The 15,507-nt window shown below is 68.4% G+C and carries 13 protein-coding genes and 1 tRNA gene; 4 read left to right on the forward strand and 10 right to left on the reverse strand.

Going from position 1 to position 15,507, the window contains the following annotated elements; all coding sequences use genetic code 11:
• Window positions 1-11: 11 nt before the first annotated feature.
• From RALTA_RS09630 to gloB, 9 genes are all read right to left on the reverse strand, one after another.
• Window positions 12-437, reverse strand: coding sequence for an acyl-CoA thioesterase (locus RALTA_RS09630; protein ID WP_012353238.1), 426 nt, complete (start codon window positions 435-437; stop codon window positions 12-14).
• Window positions 434-2,122: an AMP-binding protein gene (locus RALTA_RS09635; protein ID WP_012353239.1), complete on the reverse strand. Its 1,689-nt coding sequence runs from the start codon at window positions 2,120-2,122 to the stop codon at window positions 434-436. The genes RALTA_RS09630 and RALTA_RS09635 overlap by 4 nt, the downstream gene beginning before the upstream one ends.
• A 59-nt stretch (window positions 2,123-2,181) precedes the next feature.
• A complete protein-coding gene (locus RALTA_RS09640; protein ID WP_012353240.1) occupies window positions 2,182-3,351 on the reverse strand; it encodes an acyl-CoA dehydrogenase family protein in 1,170 nt (389 codons plus the stop codon).
• Between the two features lie 6 nt (window positions 3,352-3,357).
• Window positions 3,358-4,209 (reverse strand): enoyl-CoA hydratase family protein, encoded by an 852-nt coding sequence (locus RALTA_RS09645; RefSeq protein ID WP_012353241.1) that lies wholly within the window; start codon window positions 4,207-4,209, stop codon window positions 3,358-3,360.
• A 28-nt stretch (window positions 4,210-4,237) separates the two neighbouring features.
• Entirely contained in the window at window positions 4,238-5,041 is an 804-nt protein-coding gene (locus RALTA_RS09650; RefSeq protein WP_012353242.1) for an SDR family NAD(P)-dependent oxidoreductase, read from the reverse strand.
• The gene (locus tag RALTA_RS09655; RefSeq protein WP_012353243.1) at window positions 5,038-7,392 is read right to left on the reverse strand and encodes a bifunctional salicylyl-CoA 5-hydroxylase/oxidoreductase; all 2,355 of its coding nucleotides are present in this window, start codon (window positions 7,390-7,392) and stop codon (window positions 5,038-5,040) included. Before RALTA_RS09655 ends, RALTA_RS09650 begins: the two co-directional genes overlap by 4 nt.
• Window positions 7,393-7,567: 175 nt before the next feature.
• Window positions 7,568-9,460 carry a propionate--CoA ligase gene (locus RALTA_RS09660; protein WP_012353244.1) on the reverse strand — a complete coding sequence of 631 codons (1,893 nt, stop codon included), beginning with the start codon at window positions 9,458-9,460 and terminating at the stop codon, window positions 7,568-7,570.
• Between the two features lie 180 nt (window positions 9,461-9,640).
• On the reverse strand, window positions 9,641-11,329 hold the full coding sequence (locus RALTA_RS09665; RefSeq protein ID WP_012353245.1) for a transglycosylase SLT domain-containing protein: 1,689 nt from the start codon (window positions 11,327-11,329) through the stop codon (window positions 9,641-9,643).
• Between the two features lie 141 nt (window positions 11,330-11,470).
• Window positions 11,471-12,271, reverse strand: a complete 801-nt coding sequence (gloB, locus tag RALTA_RS09670) for a hydroxyacylglutathione hydrolase (RefSeq protein WP_012353246.1) — start codon at window positions 12,269-12,271, stop codon at window positions 11,471-11,473.
• 12 nt (window positions 12,272-12,283) lie between these two features.
• Here gloB and RALTA_RS09675 point away from each other — a divergent pair, with 12 nt between their 5' ends.
• From RALTA_RS09675 to RALTA_RS09690, 4 genes are all read left to right on the forward strand, one after another.
• Window positions 12,284-13,084 carry a class I SAM-dependent methyltransferase gene (locus RALTA_RS09675; protein ID WP_012353247.1) on the forward strand — a complete coding sequence of 267 codons (801 nt, stop codon included), beginning with the start codon at window positions 12,284-12,286 and terminating at the stop codon, window positions 13,082-13,084.
• A 98-nt stretch (window positions 13,085-13,182) separates the two neighbouring features.
• Window positions 13,183-13,620 (forward strand): ribonuclease HI, encoded by a 438-nt coding sequence (rnhA, locus tag RALTA_RS09680; RefSeq protein ID WP_012353248.1) that lies wholly within the window; start codon window positions 13,183-13,185, stop codon window positions 13,618-13,620.
• A 57-nt stretch (window positions 13,621-13,677) separates the two neighbouring features.
• Window positions 13,678-14,418, forward strand: coding sequence for a DNA polymerase III subunit epsilon (gene dnaQ, locus RALTA_RS09685; RefSeq protein WP_012353249.1), 741 nt, complete (start codon window positions 13,678-13,680; stop codon window positions 14,416-14,418).
• An 89-nt stretch (window positions 14,419-14,507) separates the two neighbouring features.
• A tRNA-Val gene (locus RALTA_RS09690) sits at window positions 14,508-14,582 on the forward strand.
• A 202-nt stretch (window positions 14,583-14,784) separates the two neighbouring features.
• On the opposite strand, the gene RALTA_RS09695 is transcribed toward RALTA_RS09690, so the two are convergent.
• Window positions 14,785-15,390 carry a cysteine hydrolase family protein gene (locus RALTA_RS09695; protein ID WP_012353250.1) on the reverse strand — a complete coding sequence of 202 codons (606 nt, stop codon included), beginning with the start codon at window positions 15,388-15,390 and terminating at the stop codon, window positions 14,785-14,787.
• Between the last annotated feature and the right edge of the window lie 117 nt (window positions 15,391-15,507).

Genomic DNA, 15,507 nt, shown 5'->3' on the forward strand with positions numbered 1-15,507 from the left:
GGAAATTCTGTTCAGGCCGCCGCGACCAGATAGCGCGCCATGGCCTCGCGCACGGATTCGGGCAGCGGCTGGGGCGCGATCGCGCCGGTATCGACGCAGACCAGCCGTTGCGTCACTTCCATGCGGGTATCGTCGTGCGGGCCGGCAAAGCGGATCGCCAGCGTGAAGCTGGACTGGCCCAGCTTCAGCACGCGCAATTCGCGCGTCAGCACCTCGCCCAGCCGGCTCGGCGCCAGGAAGCGGCACTCCAGCTCAGCCGTCGGCACGCCGGCGCGGCCCTCGCCATGCATGACATCGAACGGCCAGCCCAGCGCCTCGCCGAACCAGTCCTCGATCAGGTCGTTGAGCATCTCGAAGTAGCGCGGGTAGAACACGATGCCGGCGGCGTCGCAGTGCTTGAAGCGCACCAGCACGGTGTTGCGGAACACGTCGCTCATGGCTGCCCCTGCTGCGTCTTGCCGCCATTGCCTGCGCCCGGCCCCTGCTCCGCCATCTGGCGCAGCCGGAAGCGCTGCAGCTTGCCGGTCTCGGTGCGCGGCAGCGCCGGCACGAATTCGATGCGGCGCGGGTATTTGTACGGGGCGATCTGGCGCTTGACGTGGTCCTGCAGCGCGGTGCGGGTGGCGTCGTCGGCCGCAACGCCCTCGCGCAGCACCACGTAGGCCATCACTACCTGGCCGCGCCCGTCGTCCGGCGCGCCGACCACGCCGCATTCGGCCACCGCCTCGTGCTGCATCAGCGCGCTTTCCACCTCGGGCCCGGCGATGTTGTAGCCGGCCGAGATGATCATGTCGTCGGAGCGCGCCTGGTAGAAGTAATAGCCGTCGGCGTCGACCGTGAAGGTATCGCCCGGCAGGTTCCAGCCCGCCTTCACGTAATTGGCCTGGCGCGGATCGTCCAGGTAGCGGCAGCCGGTCGGGCCCTGCACCGCCAGCTTACCGACCTGGCCCGGCGGCAGCGGCCGCATCTCGTCGTCGACGATCTGCGCCACGTAGCCGGGCACCACCTTGCCGATCGCGCCCGGCCTGACCTCTGCGCCGGCGCTGGAGATAAAGATATGCATCATCTCGGTGCCGCCGATGCCATCGGTCATCTCGATGCCGGTGGCGGCCTTCCAGCTCTGCCGCGTCGCGTCCGGCAGCGCCTCGCCGGCGGACACGCTATGCCGCAGGCTGGAGATGTCGAAGCGCGGCGCCAGCGCCGCCATCTGCCGGTAGAACGTGGGCGCGGTGAAGACGATGGTGGCGCGGAAGTCGTGGATCAGTTCGAGCAGCGCCTCGGGCGTGAGCTTCTCCGCCAGCACCGTGCTCGCGCCGATGCGCAACGGGAAGCACAGCATGCCGCCCAGCCCGAAGGTGAAGGCGATCGGCGGCGTGCCGCAAAAGATATCGTCCGGCACGGAGCGCAGCACATGGCGCGGGAACAGGTCGCACATGGCCAGCACGTCGCGGTGGAAATGCATGGTGCCCTTGGGCTGGCCAGTGGTGCCGCTGGTGAAGGCGATCAGGCAGACATCGTCGCGAGCGGTGTCGCAGGCATCGAAGGTCTCCGGCTTGCCGGCCAGCGCCGCTTCCAGCGAGCCCTTGCCTTCGCCGTTGAAATACAGCGTTTGCGCCAGGCTCGGGCAATGGTATTCGCCACCGGCCTGCTGGTTGGCGTCGAGTTCCTCGCGCAGCCGCGCATCGCACAGCGCGGCGCTGACCTGCGCCTTGTCGATGATCTGCTTGAGCTCCCGCGCGCGCAGCAGCGGCATGGTCGGCACCGCCACCAGCCCTGCCTTCAGCGTGGCCAGCCAGCTGGCCGCCATCATCAGGTTGTTGGGACCGCGCAGCAGCACGCGGTTGCCGGGCACCAGCCGCATGTCCTCGACCAGCACATGGGCAATGCGGTTCACCAGCGCCGCGAGCTGTGCATAGGTGACTGTCTCGATGCGGCCGTCGCGGCGATGGCGGATGGCGATGCGCTCGCCGCGCCCTTCCCGCACGTGGCGGTCGACCAGCTCCGCCGCGGCATTGATCCGCTCGGGGTAGTCGGTGTCGGCATTGAAGCGGAACACCGGCCACTGGTCCTGCGGCGGCAGGCGGTCGCGCGCGAAGGTGTCGAGGTGGGCTGTGGTCGCCATGGCTTGTCTCCTGTCTGCTCTGTATCGGTACGGCAGTTCGTGGGGCGCAAGGTCCGATGTCAGGCCTGGTGGCCGGCCAGCGTCTCGCGCGCGATGATCAGCTTCTGCACTTCGGTGGCGCCTTCATAGATGCGCAGCGAGCGGATCTCGCGGTACAGGCTTTCCACGCGCGTGCCGACCCGGACGCCCAGGCCGCCGAACATCTGCACCGCGCGGTCGATCACCTGCTGCGCGTTTTCGGTGGCGACCATCTTGGCCATGGCCGCCTCGCGCGTGGTGCGCTGTCCCTTGACGTCGCGCAGCCAGGCGGCGCGGTAGGTCAGCAGCGCCGCGGCGTCGATGGCAGTGGCCATGTCGCCGATGGCGGCCTGGGTCAGCTGCAGGTCGGCCAGCACGCCGCCGAACATCGGCCGCGCGCGGGCGCGCGCCAGCGCATCGTCCAGCGCCGCGCGGCCGAAGCCCAGCGCCGCCGCGGCGACCGAAGCGCGGAAGATGTCGAGCGTCATCATCGCCACCTTGAAGCCCTGCCCCGCCTCGCCGAGCCGGTTGCCCACCGGCACGCGGCACTGGTCGAAGCGCAGCGTGGCCAGCGGATGCGGCGCCATCACGTCGATGCGCTCGGCGATGGTCAGGCCGGGCGTATCGGCGTCGACCACCAGCGCGGTGATGCCGCGCGCGCCCGGCGCCTCGCCTGTGCGCACGAACACGCAGTAGAAGTCAGCAATGCCGCCGTTGGAAATCCAGGTCTTGGCGCCATCGATCACATAGTGGCTGCCGTCTTCCGACAGCTTCGCGCTGCATTGCATCGCGGCGACATCCGAGCCGGCGTCGGGCTCCGACAGCGCGAACGCGGCGATCGCCTCGCCGCGGGCCACGCGCGGCAGGTAATGCGCGCGCAGCGCGTCGCTGCCCGCCAGCGTGATCGCGCCAGAACCCAGCCCCTGCATGGCAAAGGCAAAATCGGCCAGGCCGTCATGGCGCGCGAGCGTCTCGCGCAGCAGGCACAGCGAGCGCGAATCCAGCGCCCGCAGCGCACCGCCATGCGCGGCCGGCACGCAGTAGCGCAGCCAGCCCGCCTCGCCCAGCTGCCGCACCAGCGCGCGGCACGCGGCGTCCGTATCGCTGTGGTCTACGTGCAGGTGCTGCGCGCACCAGGCGTCGAGTTCGCGCTCCAGCGTGCGGTGGGTATCGTCGAACAGCGGCAGATCCAGGTAGGTCTTGTCGGACATGGCGGCTCAGTCCCCTTCGAAGACGGGCTTGGTCTTGGCGACGAAGGCCTCGTAGGCGCGGCGGAAATCGCGCGTCTGCATGCAGAGCGCCTGCGCCTCGGCCTCGGCCTCGATGGCCTCGTCCAGGCCCATGTTCCACTCCTGGTGCAACAGCTTCTTGGTCACGCCATGGGCAAACGTCGGGCCGGTGGCCAGTTGCGCGGCCAGCGCCTGCGCCTGTGCCAGCACCGCTTCGGACGGGTGCAGCGCGTTGAAGAAGCCCCACTGCAGCCCTTCCTCCGCGCTCATCGAGCGGCCGGTGTAGAGCAGCTCGCTGGCGCGCCCCTGCCCGATCACGCGCGGCAGCAGCGAGCACGCGCCCATGTCGGCGCCGGCCAGGCCCACGCGCACGAACAGGAAGGCGGTCTTCGCCTGTGCCGTGCCGAGGCGCATGTCGGAAGCCAGTGCCATCATCGCGCCCGCGCCGGCACAGATGCCGTCGACCGCGCTGATCACGGGCTGCGGGCACGCGCGCATCGCCTTGACCAGGTCGCCGGTCATGCGCGTGAAGTCGAGCAGCTCCGGCATCGACATGCGCGTCAGCGGGCCGATGATCTCGTGCACGTCGCCGCCCGAGCAGTAGTTGCCGCCGGCGCCGGTCACGACCACCGCCTTGATGTCGCTGGCGTAGCACAGGCCGCGGAACAGGTCGCGCAGCTCGGCATAGGAGTCGAAGGTCAGCGGGTTCTTGCGTTCCGGCCGGTTCAGCGTGATGGTGCCGACCTTGCCGTCGCCGGACACCGACCACAGGAAGTGCCGCGGTTCGTAGCCGGCGAAGCTGCGCTTGTGGTGGCGCATGTCGAGTGCGATGTCAGTCATGGTTCTCTCTCAGGTCTTTGTCTTGTCCTCAGCCCGCCATCACTTCGCCGCCGGCCACCGGAATTGCCTGTCCGGTGATCGCGCCGGCGGACGGCTGGCACAGCCACGCCACGGCGTCGGCCACTTCCTCGGGCTGCACCAGACGGCGCTGCGGATTGCGCGCGGCCAGTTCGGCGCGCGCCTGGTCCTCGCTGCGGCCGGTCTTGCCGACGATGTTGGCGACGGCGTCGCGCACGATATCGGTCTCGGTGTAGCCCGGGCAAACCGCGTTGACGGTCACGCCCCTGGCCGCGGTCTCCAGTGCCAGCGCGCGCGTCAGTCCGATCACGCCATGCTTGGCCGCGCAATAGGCGCTGACGTAGCCGTAGCCGATCAGCCCGGCGGTGCTGGCCACGTTGACGATGCGCCCCCAGCCGGCCTCGAGCATCGCCGGCAGTGCGGCCTGCGTGCACAGGAAGGTGCCGGTCAGGTTGACGTCGAGCATGCGCTGCCACAGCGCGGCATCGGTCTTCATGAAGGGGGCGCTGTGCGCCTGCCCGGCGTTGTTGACCAGCATCGATACCGGCCCCCCCTGCTCCGTTGCCTCGGCAAAGGCGCGCGCTACGCTGTCGGCATCGGCGATATCGGCCGTGACGAAAGAAACGATGGCACCTGCCGGTGCCTGCTCGCGCAGGACTTGCACCGTCGCTTGCAGCGTGCCGGCAGCGCGCCCCAGCAGCGTGACGCTGGCGCCATCGGCCAGCAGCCGCCGCGAGATTGCCGCGCCGATGCCGCGCCCGCCGCCCGTCACCAGCGCGTGCCGGCCGGCCAGTGTTGCCGTGCTGCGGGTCATGCCTGCTTCTCCTGCGCCGCGGCGCGTTCGAGATTGGTTTCCAGCTGCCGCTTGCCCGCCAGGTACTGTTTGGGCCAGGCGATGTCGCGATAGCCGATGCGCGCGGCTTCCTGCAGCGTCCACGCCGGGTTGGCCAGATGCGGCCGCGCGATCGCGCACAGGTCGGCGCGGCCGGCGGCGATGATCGAGTCGACGTGGTCCGCCTCGAAAATCGCACCCACCGCGATGGTGGCAATGCCGGCCTCGTTGCGGATGCGGTCCGCGAACGGCGTCTGGTACATGCGTCCGTAGACCGGTGCCTGGTCGGGGCTGACCTGGCCCGACGAGCAGTCGATCATGTCGGCGCCCGCGGCCTTGAACGCACGCGCGATCTCCACCGCGTCATCGGGCGTGATGCCGCCCTCGACCCAGTCATGCGCGGAAATGCGCACCGACATGGGCTTGTCCTGCGGCCACACCGCGCGCACCGCGGCAAACACTTCGAGCGGATAGCGCAGCCGCGCGGCGAGCGAACCGCCGTATTCGTCGTCGCGCGTATTGGTCAGCGGCGAGATAAAACTCGACAGCAGGTAGCCGTGCGCGCAGTGCAGCTCGAGCCAGTCGAAGCCGGCCTCGGCCGCGCGCCGCGCGCTGGCGACGAAGTCGTCGCGCACGCGGTCCATGTCGGCGCGCGTCATTTCGCGCGGGGTCTGCGATTCGCCGGGCAGGTACGGCAGCGGCGAGGCCGAGATCACCGGCCAGTTGCCCTGCGGCAGCGGATGGTCCATCGCTTCCCAGCCGAGCTGCGTCGAGCCCTTGCGGCCCGCGTGGCCAATCTGCATGGCAATGCGCGCATCGCTGTTGGCATGCACGAAATCGACGATGCGCCGCCAGGCGTCGCGCTGCGCATCGTTCCACAAGCCGGGGCAACCCGGCGTGATGCGGGCATCGGGCGAGACACAGGTCATTTCCGCGACCACCATGCCGGCGCCGCCGAGCGCACGCGAGCCCAGGTGGACCAGATGGAAGTCGCCCGGCACGCCGTCGGTGCAGGAATACATCGCCATCGGCGACACCACCACGCGGTTCTTCAGCGTGACGCCGCGCACGCGGAACGGCGTGAACATCGGCGGCAGCGGCTGGTGCGCCCGCAGCTTCAGGCTGTCGGCCGGCACCCCGGCCTGCTGCGCCAGCCAGTGCTCGAACTGCGCGACATAGCCGGCATCGCGCACGCGCAGGTTTTCATGCGAGATCCGTTGCGAGCGCGTCAGCAGCGAATAGGCGAACTGCTCCGGCGGCAGGCTGCCGGCATAGCGTTCGACGTTCTCGAACCATTCGGTCGAGTTGCGCGCCGCGTTCTGGATCTTCAGCACTTCGACGCCGCGCGTGGCTTCATAGCGCGCCAGCGCATCGGGCAGGCCGTCGTGGCCGCTGCCACGGATCTCTTCGGCCAGGTCGATGGCATCCTCGAGCGCCAGCTTGGTACCCGAGCCGATCGAGAAATGCGCCGTGTGCGCGGCGTCGCCCATCAGCACCACGGGCACGCGGCGGCCATCGGGCAAGGTGTTCCAGTGCACCCATTGCCGGCAGATCACGCGCGGGAAGCGGATCCAGATCGCCGAGCCGCGCAGGTGCGCCGCATTGCTGATCAGCTTGTTGCCGTCGAGGTAGCGCGCGAACAGCTTCTCGCAATACGCCACGCCCTCTTCCTGGCTCATCTGCTCGATGCCGGCCGCGCGCCAGACCGCTTCCGGCGTTTCGACGATAAAGGTCGAGGTGTTGTCGTCGAAGCGGTAGGCATGGGCCTGGAACCAGCCGTGCTCGGTCTTCTCAAAGGCAAAGGTGAAGGCGTCGAACAGCTTGTGCGTGCCCAGCCAGACAAAGCGGCACTGGCGCGTATCGATATCCGGCCGGAAGGTGTCGGCATAGCGCGTGCGGATGCGGCTGTTCAGGCCGTCGGAGGCGATCACCAGGTCGGCCTGGTATTGCATCGCCAGCGCCTGGTCGTCGGACACATCGGTCTCGAACACCAGCTTCACCCCGAGCGCCTCGCAGCGCGCCTGCAGGATGTTCAGCAGGCGCTTGCGGCCGATGCCGATAAAGCCATGCCCGCCCGAGCGGATGGTACGCCCGCCGATATGGATGTCGATGTCGTCCCAGTGATTGAACGCGGCGTTGATCTCGCTGGAGCTGGCCGGATCGGCTTGCTTCAGGTTGTCCATGGTGGCGTCGGAGAACACCACGCCCCAGCCGAAGGTGTCGTACGGCCGGTTGCGCTCTACCACGATGACCTCGTTGGCCGGATTCTGCAGTTTCATCAGCAGGCCGAAGTACAGGCCGGCGGGGCCTCCGCCAATACAAAGCACGCGCATCTGTTGCCTCCTGCCGGCTGTGCCGGGCGCGCCGCATATCGCACGCCGTTCCCGGACTACACCGCCATCTAGATCAAGATTAAATATTTTATGCTTCAAATATTAGACTGCATCACGACCGATGGCAAGGTGCCGATGCGGTGTGCCGTGCGCAACACCGCATCGCCCTGCTCCGCTAGCCCTTCAACGCGGCCTGCAGCTGCTCCAGTGCCCCCGGATCCTCGATGGTGGTCAGGTCGCCGGGGTCGCGGCCCTCTGCCACGGCCTGCATGGCGCGCCGCAGCAGTTTGCCGGAACGCGTCTTCGGCAGCGCATTGACGAACAGCACGCGCGCAGGCCGGGCCACCGCGCCCAGTTGCTGCTCGACCGTCTTCATCAACTCGCCCTCCAGCGCCAGCCGCGCCTCGGGCGTGGCCGTGCGCGCGGGATCGCGGGCGATGCAGAAGGCCATCGCCACCTGCCCCTTGAGCGCGTCCTGCACGCCAACCACGGCCACCTCGGCCACCGCGGCGCTCGACGACAGGCTTTCCTCGATCTCGCGCGTGCCCAGCCGGTGGCCCGCGACGTTGATCACATCGTCTGTGCGTCCCAGGATAAAGACATAGCCGTCGGCATCGCGCACACCCCAGTCAAAGGTGGAATAGCACAGGCGGTTCGGCACCGCCTGCCAGTAGGTGCGCACGAAGCGGTCGTCGTCGCCCCAGACCGTGCTCATGCACCCCGGCGGCAGCGGGCCGTCGATCGCGACCACGCCCTTCTGTCCGGGCGGGCATTCCTCGCCGGTAGTCTCGTCGACGATCTTCAGGTCATAGCCGTAGGCCGGCACGCCGGGCGAACCCAGCTTGGGCGGCAGCGCCTCGATGCCGCGCTGGATGGCGATGATGGGCCAGCCGGATTCGGTCTGCCAGTAGTTGTCGACCACGGGCTTGCCCAGGCCGTCCTGGATCCAGCGGGCGGTCGGTTCGTCCAGCGGCTCGCCGGCCAGGAACAGCAGGCGCAGGCTGGACAGGTCGTAACGTGTCAGCCATGCCGGATCCTGCTTCTTCAGCACGCGGATCGCGGTGGGGGCGCTGAACATCAGGTTGACCCGGTATTGCTCGACCAGGCGCCACAGGATGCCGCCATCGGGCCGGATCGGCGTACCTTCGTACATCAGCGTGGCCATGCCGGCCAGCAGCGGGCCATAGACGATATAGCTGTGCCCGACCACCCAGCCGATGTCCGACGCGGTGAACATGGTGTCGCCAGCCTTGCCGCAGAAGATGTACTCCATCGAGGTGGCCAGCGCCACGGCATAGCCGCCGGTATCGCGCTGCACGCCCTTGGGCTTGCCGGTGGTGCCCGAGGTATAGAGCACATAGGACGGCTCGCCCGACTCCAGCCACACGCATGGCACCTGCACGCCGCCGACGCGCTCCCGCCACGCGGCATAGTCTTCATCGCGGCCCTCGGTGCGCGGCATGTCCGCCAGTTGCCGGTCCACCAGCAGCACCTTCTCGGGCTGGTGCGAGGACAGCCGGATGGCTTCGTCGAGCAGCGGCTTGTACGGCACCACCTTGCCCGCGCGCGAACCGGCGTCGGCGCTGATCACCACGCGCGGCCGGGCATCCTCGATGCGAGCGGCCAGGCTGACCGAGGCAAAGCCGCCGAACACCACCGAATGGATGGCGCCGATGCGCGCGCACGCCAGCATCGCGAACGCGGCTTCCGGAATCATCGGCATATAGACCAGCACGCGGTCGCCCCGCTGCACGCCCAGTCGCTGCAGGATCGCGGCCATGCGGCTGACCTCATCGTGCAGCTCAGCGTAGGTAAAGCTGCGGGCCTGGTCGGTCTCGGTCGAGACCCAGTGCAGCGCCGGCTGGCCCGCGCGGGCCACCAGGTGGCGATCCACCGCGTTGTGGCACAGGTTGGTGCGCCCGCCCACGAACCAGCGCGTAAAGGGCGCGCGGCTGTTGTCGAGCACCTGGCTGAACGGGGTTTCCCAGTCGATGCGCGCAGCCTGTTCGGCCCAGAACCCCTCGGGATCGGCCAGCGAACGGGCATGCACGGCATGGCTTGCCGTCATGTCTGTCTCCTCCGCTTGTTGCGGTGGTTGTTGATATGCCCGTAGTTTGCCACCGGCCCGGGCACCCGTGGCCACGCTTTCAGCGCGCTGGCGCACGGGACGGCAGCGGCACATGAAAAAAGGGGCGTGCCGACGGCATCGCCCCTTTTGCTGTCCCGGCGTCGCGCCGGCGCGATCACGTCAGCGCGCCTTGACGCCTTTCCCGCTGGCCTTGGTGGTGGTCTTGGCCGACACCTTGGCGACGGCCGGCGCCTTGCCCCCGCGTCGCGGCGAGGCCTCGACCACCGCACGCTGGCGCGCCTCGCCCTTGGCGGAGACCCGGACCACCCTGGCGCCCTTGCCGCCCTTGCCGGTGGATTCCTTGCGGCTGGCCTGTTCGCTACGCTCGGACCGGTCCGCGCGTTCGGCCCGGTCGGCCCGGTCGGCGCGTTCGGCACGGGCCGCGCGCACGGCGCCGGCGCCGCGCACCGGCACCATCAGCACCAGGCTCTGCCCTGCCACCAGCTTGGTGCCCGAGAGCTTGTTCCAAGACTGCACCTGCCCCGCCGAGACGCCGTAGCGGCGCGCCACCGAGGCCACGGTATCGCGACGGCTGGCGCGCACCACCACGCGGCGGGCATCGGGCAGGTCGGGCTCCATCGCCAGCATGGCGCTGTCGGCAAGGGTGGCGCTGATGTCCTGGTCATGCCGGCCCGAGCGCGGGATCATCACGGTCGAGCCCGCCTTCAGGCGCATGCCCTTGGGGATGCTGTTGATCTCTCGCAGCGTGTCGGCATCGACATTCAGGCGCGCCGCGAGGGACTCGACGCGCTCGCGGCTGTCCACGGTCACCGCGGCCCAACTCGACAGCCCGCCGCGATAGGTGTTCAGGTTGTACTGGAAGCGCTCGGCGTTATCGAACGGCAGCAGGATCTGCGGGTTCGACGCGCCCAGGATCACCGGCCGGTTGAACGACGGGTTCAGTGCCTTGAACTCCTCCACCGACATGTCCGCCAGCTTGGCCGCAAGGTTCACGTCGATGTCGCGCGAGGTGGTCACCGTGACGAAGTACGGGTGGTCCGGGATCTCGGGCAGCTTGACGCCGTACGCAGCCGGGTTGGCGATGATGTTCTTGACCGCCTGCAGCTTCGGCACGTAATAGCGCGTCTCGTTGGGCATCGGCAGGCTGGCATAGTCGGTCGGCAGCCCGCGCGCCTGGTTGCGCGCGATCGCCCGCGACACGGCGCCCTCGCCCCAGTTGTACGCGGCCAGTGCCAGGTGCCAGTCGCCGAACATGTCGTAGAGCCGCGCCAGGTAGTCGAGCGCGGCGTCGGTCGAGGCCAGCACGTCGCGGCGCTCGTCGCGGAACATGTTCTGCTTCAGGTTGTAGGACTTGCCCGTGCTGGGGATGAACTGCCACATCCCGGCCGCCTTGGCGGTGGACTGCGCCTGCGGATTGAACGCGCTCTCGACAAAGGGCAGCAGCGCCAGCTCGGTCGGCATCTTGCGCTGTTCCAGCTCCTCGACGATGTGATAGAGGTAGCGGCTCGAGCGCCCGACCATCCGTTCCATGTACTCCGGCCGCTGCGCATACCACTGGGTGCGGTCGTCGACCAGCGTGCCCTCCAGGTCCGTCATGGCGAAGCCGCGACGGATGCGGTCCCAGATGTCGTTGGACGGGCCGCGCAGCCAGTCCAGGCCGCCCTGGTCGACATTGATGGTGGAAGTGGAAGAGAGCGCGGACTTGTCGCTGAGGGTGTTGAGCGGGTCCCGCTTGGCAGTCTGGGCGGTCGCGGCACCGTCGGCGCCTTCAGGCGGCGTGGGGGTGCTGGCGCACGCTGCAAGCAGCGCGGCGCACGCGACCACCGCCAGTAATCGACCAATTTTCATTAAGTTCTCAAATCGTGGCGCTAAAAGGTTGCGTGATGCTAAAAAAAACCGCGTATCGCGTCAATCAGATTTTCCATATAGCCGCTATCCGGCCGGCTGCCGCCAGGCCTTGCGGCGCAAGGCCGGCGGCCTGGCCGGGGGTCAGCGGAAATTGTCTTTCCAGCCGCGCAGCGCGCCGAAGTTCTGAGCATCGTCGGCGGCAGTCCCGCCGTGGGCCGACACCGCGGCACGCACCGCCGGCTCGCGCGAGCGCAGGAACGGGTTCACCTGGCGCTCGTGGGCGATGGTGGTCGGCAGCGTCGGCTGGTTCGTGGCGCGCAGTGCCTCGACCCGCGCCTCCCACGCCGCCAGTGCGGCATTGCCGGGCTCGACCGCGCGCGCGAAGCGAACATTGCTGCGGGTGTATTCGTGGGCGCAATAAACGCGGGTGTCGCCGGGCAGTGCCGCCAGCTTGTCCAGCGAGGCCAGCATCTGCGCCGGCGTGCCTTCGAACAGTCGCCCGCAGCCGCTGGCAAACAGGGTATCGCCGCAGAACAGCGCGGGCCCGGCTTCGCCCAGGTCCGCAACATAAGCGATGTGGCCGGCGGTGTGGCCGGGCACGTCCAGCACGCGCAGTGTCAGAGCCGGCGCCTCGAGCGTCGCCACGTCGCCCTCGCGCAGCGCCTGGGTACGTCCGCCGATACGCTCGCCCGCCGGCCCCAGCACCGGCAGCGGACCGCCCGAAGGTGCACGCGGATGCGCGGCCAGCAACCCGGCCACCCCGCCCTGGTGATCGCCGTGGTGATGGGTGATTACAATAGCGCCCAGAGCCAGACCGCTTTGCGCCAGGAAGCGCTCCACCGGCGCGGCCTCGCCAGGATCGACCACGGCGGCGCAGTGCCCGTCGTGGATGGCCCAGATATAGTTATCCTGGAACGCCGGGATCGGCTCAACCTTCAACATGCGCATGCTCCTATGTCCAATCGTCCCAATCACCCGATTGTAAGCTGGGAAGACTGGCTGGCCTCGCCGCCCGGCGAGTACATGCTGCGCTGGGAGGCGCAGCAGTACGACCGGACCGTGGCCGACATCTTCGGCTATCACGCGGTCCAGCTGGGACTGCCCTATATCGATACCCTGCGCGAGAACCGGATGCCGTTCTCGGCGCTGGCGCTGGACCCGTCCAGCGGCCCGCACGGGCCCCGTGCCGCACATCCGGATGCACGCCAGCTGCTGTGCCGTTTCGACGAACTGCCGTTCGACACCCAGAGCATCGACCTGGTCACCCTGCCCCACATCCTGGAGTTTGCCGAAGACCCGCATGAAGTGCTGCGCGAAGTCTCGCGGGTGCTGATGCCCGAGGGCCGCGTGGTGGTCACCTGCTTCAACCCGGTGAGCCTGTGGGGCGCGCGCCAGGGCATGAACCGGCTCGGCGCCACGCCGTTCCTGCCGACAGACGCGCAGCAGATCGGCTTCGTGCGCATCAAGGACTGGCTCAAGCTGCTTGGCTTCGATATCATCCGCGGCCGCTTCGGCTGCTATTGCCCGCCGTATCGCACCGACCGCTGGCTGCAGCGCACCGCCTTCATGGAGAAGGCCGGCGACCGCTGGTGGCCGATCTTCGGCGCGGTCTATATGATTTCGGCGATCAAGCGCGTGCGCAATATCCGCCTGGTCGGGCCGGCCTGGAAGAGCAAGCCGGCGCTGGCGCCGGTGTCCGCACCCGTGGCCACCCCCACCGGCACGCATGGCAAGACCCCAGGCAAGGAGCGCTGACGCGACCCGGCTTTGCGCGCCCGGCGCCTTATCCGCCTTATCCGCCCTACCCGCTCTCAATGCGCCATCCGATCCGCGGGTGGCCACCACGGAATCACATGCAAGAAGTCACGATCTACTCCGACGGCGCCTGCAAGGGCAATCCCGGCCGCGGCGGCTGGGGCGCGGTGCTCGTCGCCGGCACCAGCGAGAAAGAGCTGTTCGGCGGCGAACCGAACACCACCAACAACCGCATGGAAATGACCGCCGTGATCGAAGCGCTGCGCGCGCTCAAGCGGCCCTGCGTGGTGCGCGTCTATACCGACTCCCAGTACGTGCAAAAGGGCATCAGCGAATGGCTGCCCGGCTGGAAGGCGCGCGGCTGGAAGACCGCCGACAAGAAGCCAGTCAAGAATGCCGACCTGTGGCAGGCGCTGGACACCTTGGCGCAAGCGCACCAGATCTCCTGGCACTGGGTACGCGGCCACAACGGCCACCCCGGCAACGAGCGCGCCGACGCGCTGGCCAACCGCGGCGTCGAATCGATCGGCCGCTGACCGGGTTTCGCAACACCGCTGACAACAAGCGCGGAACGCCCGCCCCGCTCCGCTAGAATGCCCGCCATGCGACAAATCGTTCTCGATACCGAAACCACCGGCCTGAATGCCGCCACCGGCGACCGCCTGATCGAAATCGGCTGCGTCGAGCTGATGAACCGCCGGCTGACGGGGCGCCACCTGCACTTCTACGTCAACCCGGAGCGCGATATCGATGAGGGCGCGATCGCCGTTCACGGCATCACCGTCGAGTTCCTGGCCGACAAGCCCCGCTTCGCCGAGGTCGTCCACGACATCCGCGAGTTCGTCCAGGACGCCGAGCTGATCATCCACAACGCGCAGTTCGACCTGGGCTTCCTCGACATGGAATTCCAGCTGCTGGGCCTGCCGCCGTTTCGCCAGCATGTCGGCAACGTGATCGATACCCTGCGCGAAGCCCGCCAGATGTTCCCGGGCAAGCGCAATTCGCTGGATGCCCTGTGCGAACGCCTTGGCATCAGCAACGCCCACCGCAAGCTGCACGGCGCGCTGCTGGACGCCGAATTGCTGGCCGAGGTCTACCTGGCCATGACGCGCGGCCAGGATTCGCTGGTGATTGACACGCTCGACGGCGGCAGCGGCCAGGACGGCGTGGTCACCACCGCCGACCTTTCGAGGCTGACCTTGCCCGTACTGCGCGCCACGGACGAGGAACAGCAGGCCCACCTTGCCCTGCTGAAGGGTCTCGACAAGGCCAGCGGCGGCAAGACGGTATGGCAGGAAGAGCCGGCGGAAGGCCCGGGAACGCTGGCCGCGTAACAAAAATTCAAAAAAGGGCTTTACAAGATACAAGAACCTCTGCATAATCTCACTTCTCTGCTGCACGACGGCAACGACGACGCAGACAGGGGTGGTTAGCTCAGCGGTAGAGCACTGCCTTCACACGGCAGGGGTCACAGGTTCAATCCCTGTACCACCCACCAGATTCAGGAAAGCCAGCCTCGCGCTGGCTTTTTTCATTTCGGCACGCCCTCTCCCGGCACTCGCGAAACTACTCCGCTCCCGGGGCAAGATTCGCCTTATTTCTGGACCTGCGTGCGACCGGCACCGCAAGGCCCCGGCCACCGCCGGGGGTTACCTTGCCAGCGACCAGCCGCACGCCAGCCGATACGGATGCCCTGGCGGTCAGGACCGCCAGGCACCTGCGTCGGCAACAACCGTGGCAAACCGGTCGTTCAGCGCGGCGAGCGTGCTGCGATGCAGATCAGCCGCTGGCACTGCCGGCCCGCCCAGCGGATCCGGCAGGTCGCGCGTGGCGCAGGCCGCGGCCACGACGGTGCTGCGAAAGCCGTGGTCGAGCGCCGCCCGGACCGTGGCGCTGACGCACATATGAGTCTGAAAGCCGGCGACGATCAACTCCTTGCGGCCAAGCCGCGACAGCTCATCGGCCAGCGTGGTGCCGGCGAAGCTGTTGGGCAAACCTTTGGTGACCGTGATTTCGCCACCGTCCGGCCCCACCCCTTCGATAAAGGCCGCATACGGGCCGGTCGGATCGAAGGCCAGACTGCCCGGCCGGCCATGGTGCGCCACATGGATCACGGGCGTGCCGTGCGCGCGCGCCAGCGCCAGCAAGTCCGCGCAGGCAGCCACGGCGGCCGGCATGCCGGCCAGAGGCAGGCGACCATCGACGTACTCGCGCTGATGGTCGATCAGGATCAGGACAGAGGCATCCCAGGCCGAAGGAATGCGGCTGGCTCCGGCGAGGTCGAGCAGTGTAGTGGGCGTGATCATGGGTGTCGTCATGGGCGATGGACCTGGTTGTCTGCGGGGATCGGCCCGCGTGGAAGTGCGGGCAGCCAGCATCCTAACGGGTGACGGCAACGTTTGCCTGCGCAGCTCCGGCCGAGT

It is taken from the genome of Cupriavidus taiwanensis LMG 19424, assembly GCF_000069785.1.
GTDB classification, from domain to species: domain Bacteria; phylum Pseudomonadota; class Gammaproteobacteria; order Burkholderiales; family Burkholderiaceae; genus Cupriavidus; species Cupriavidus taiwanensis.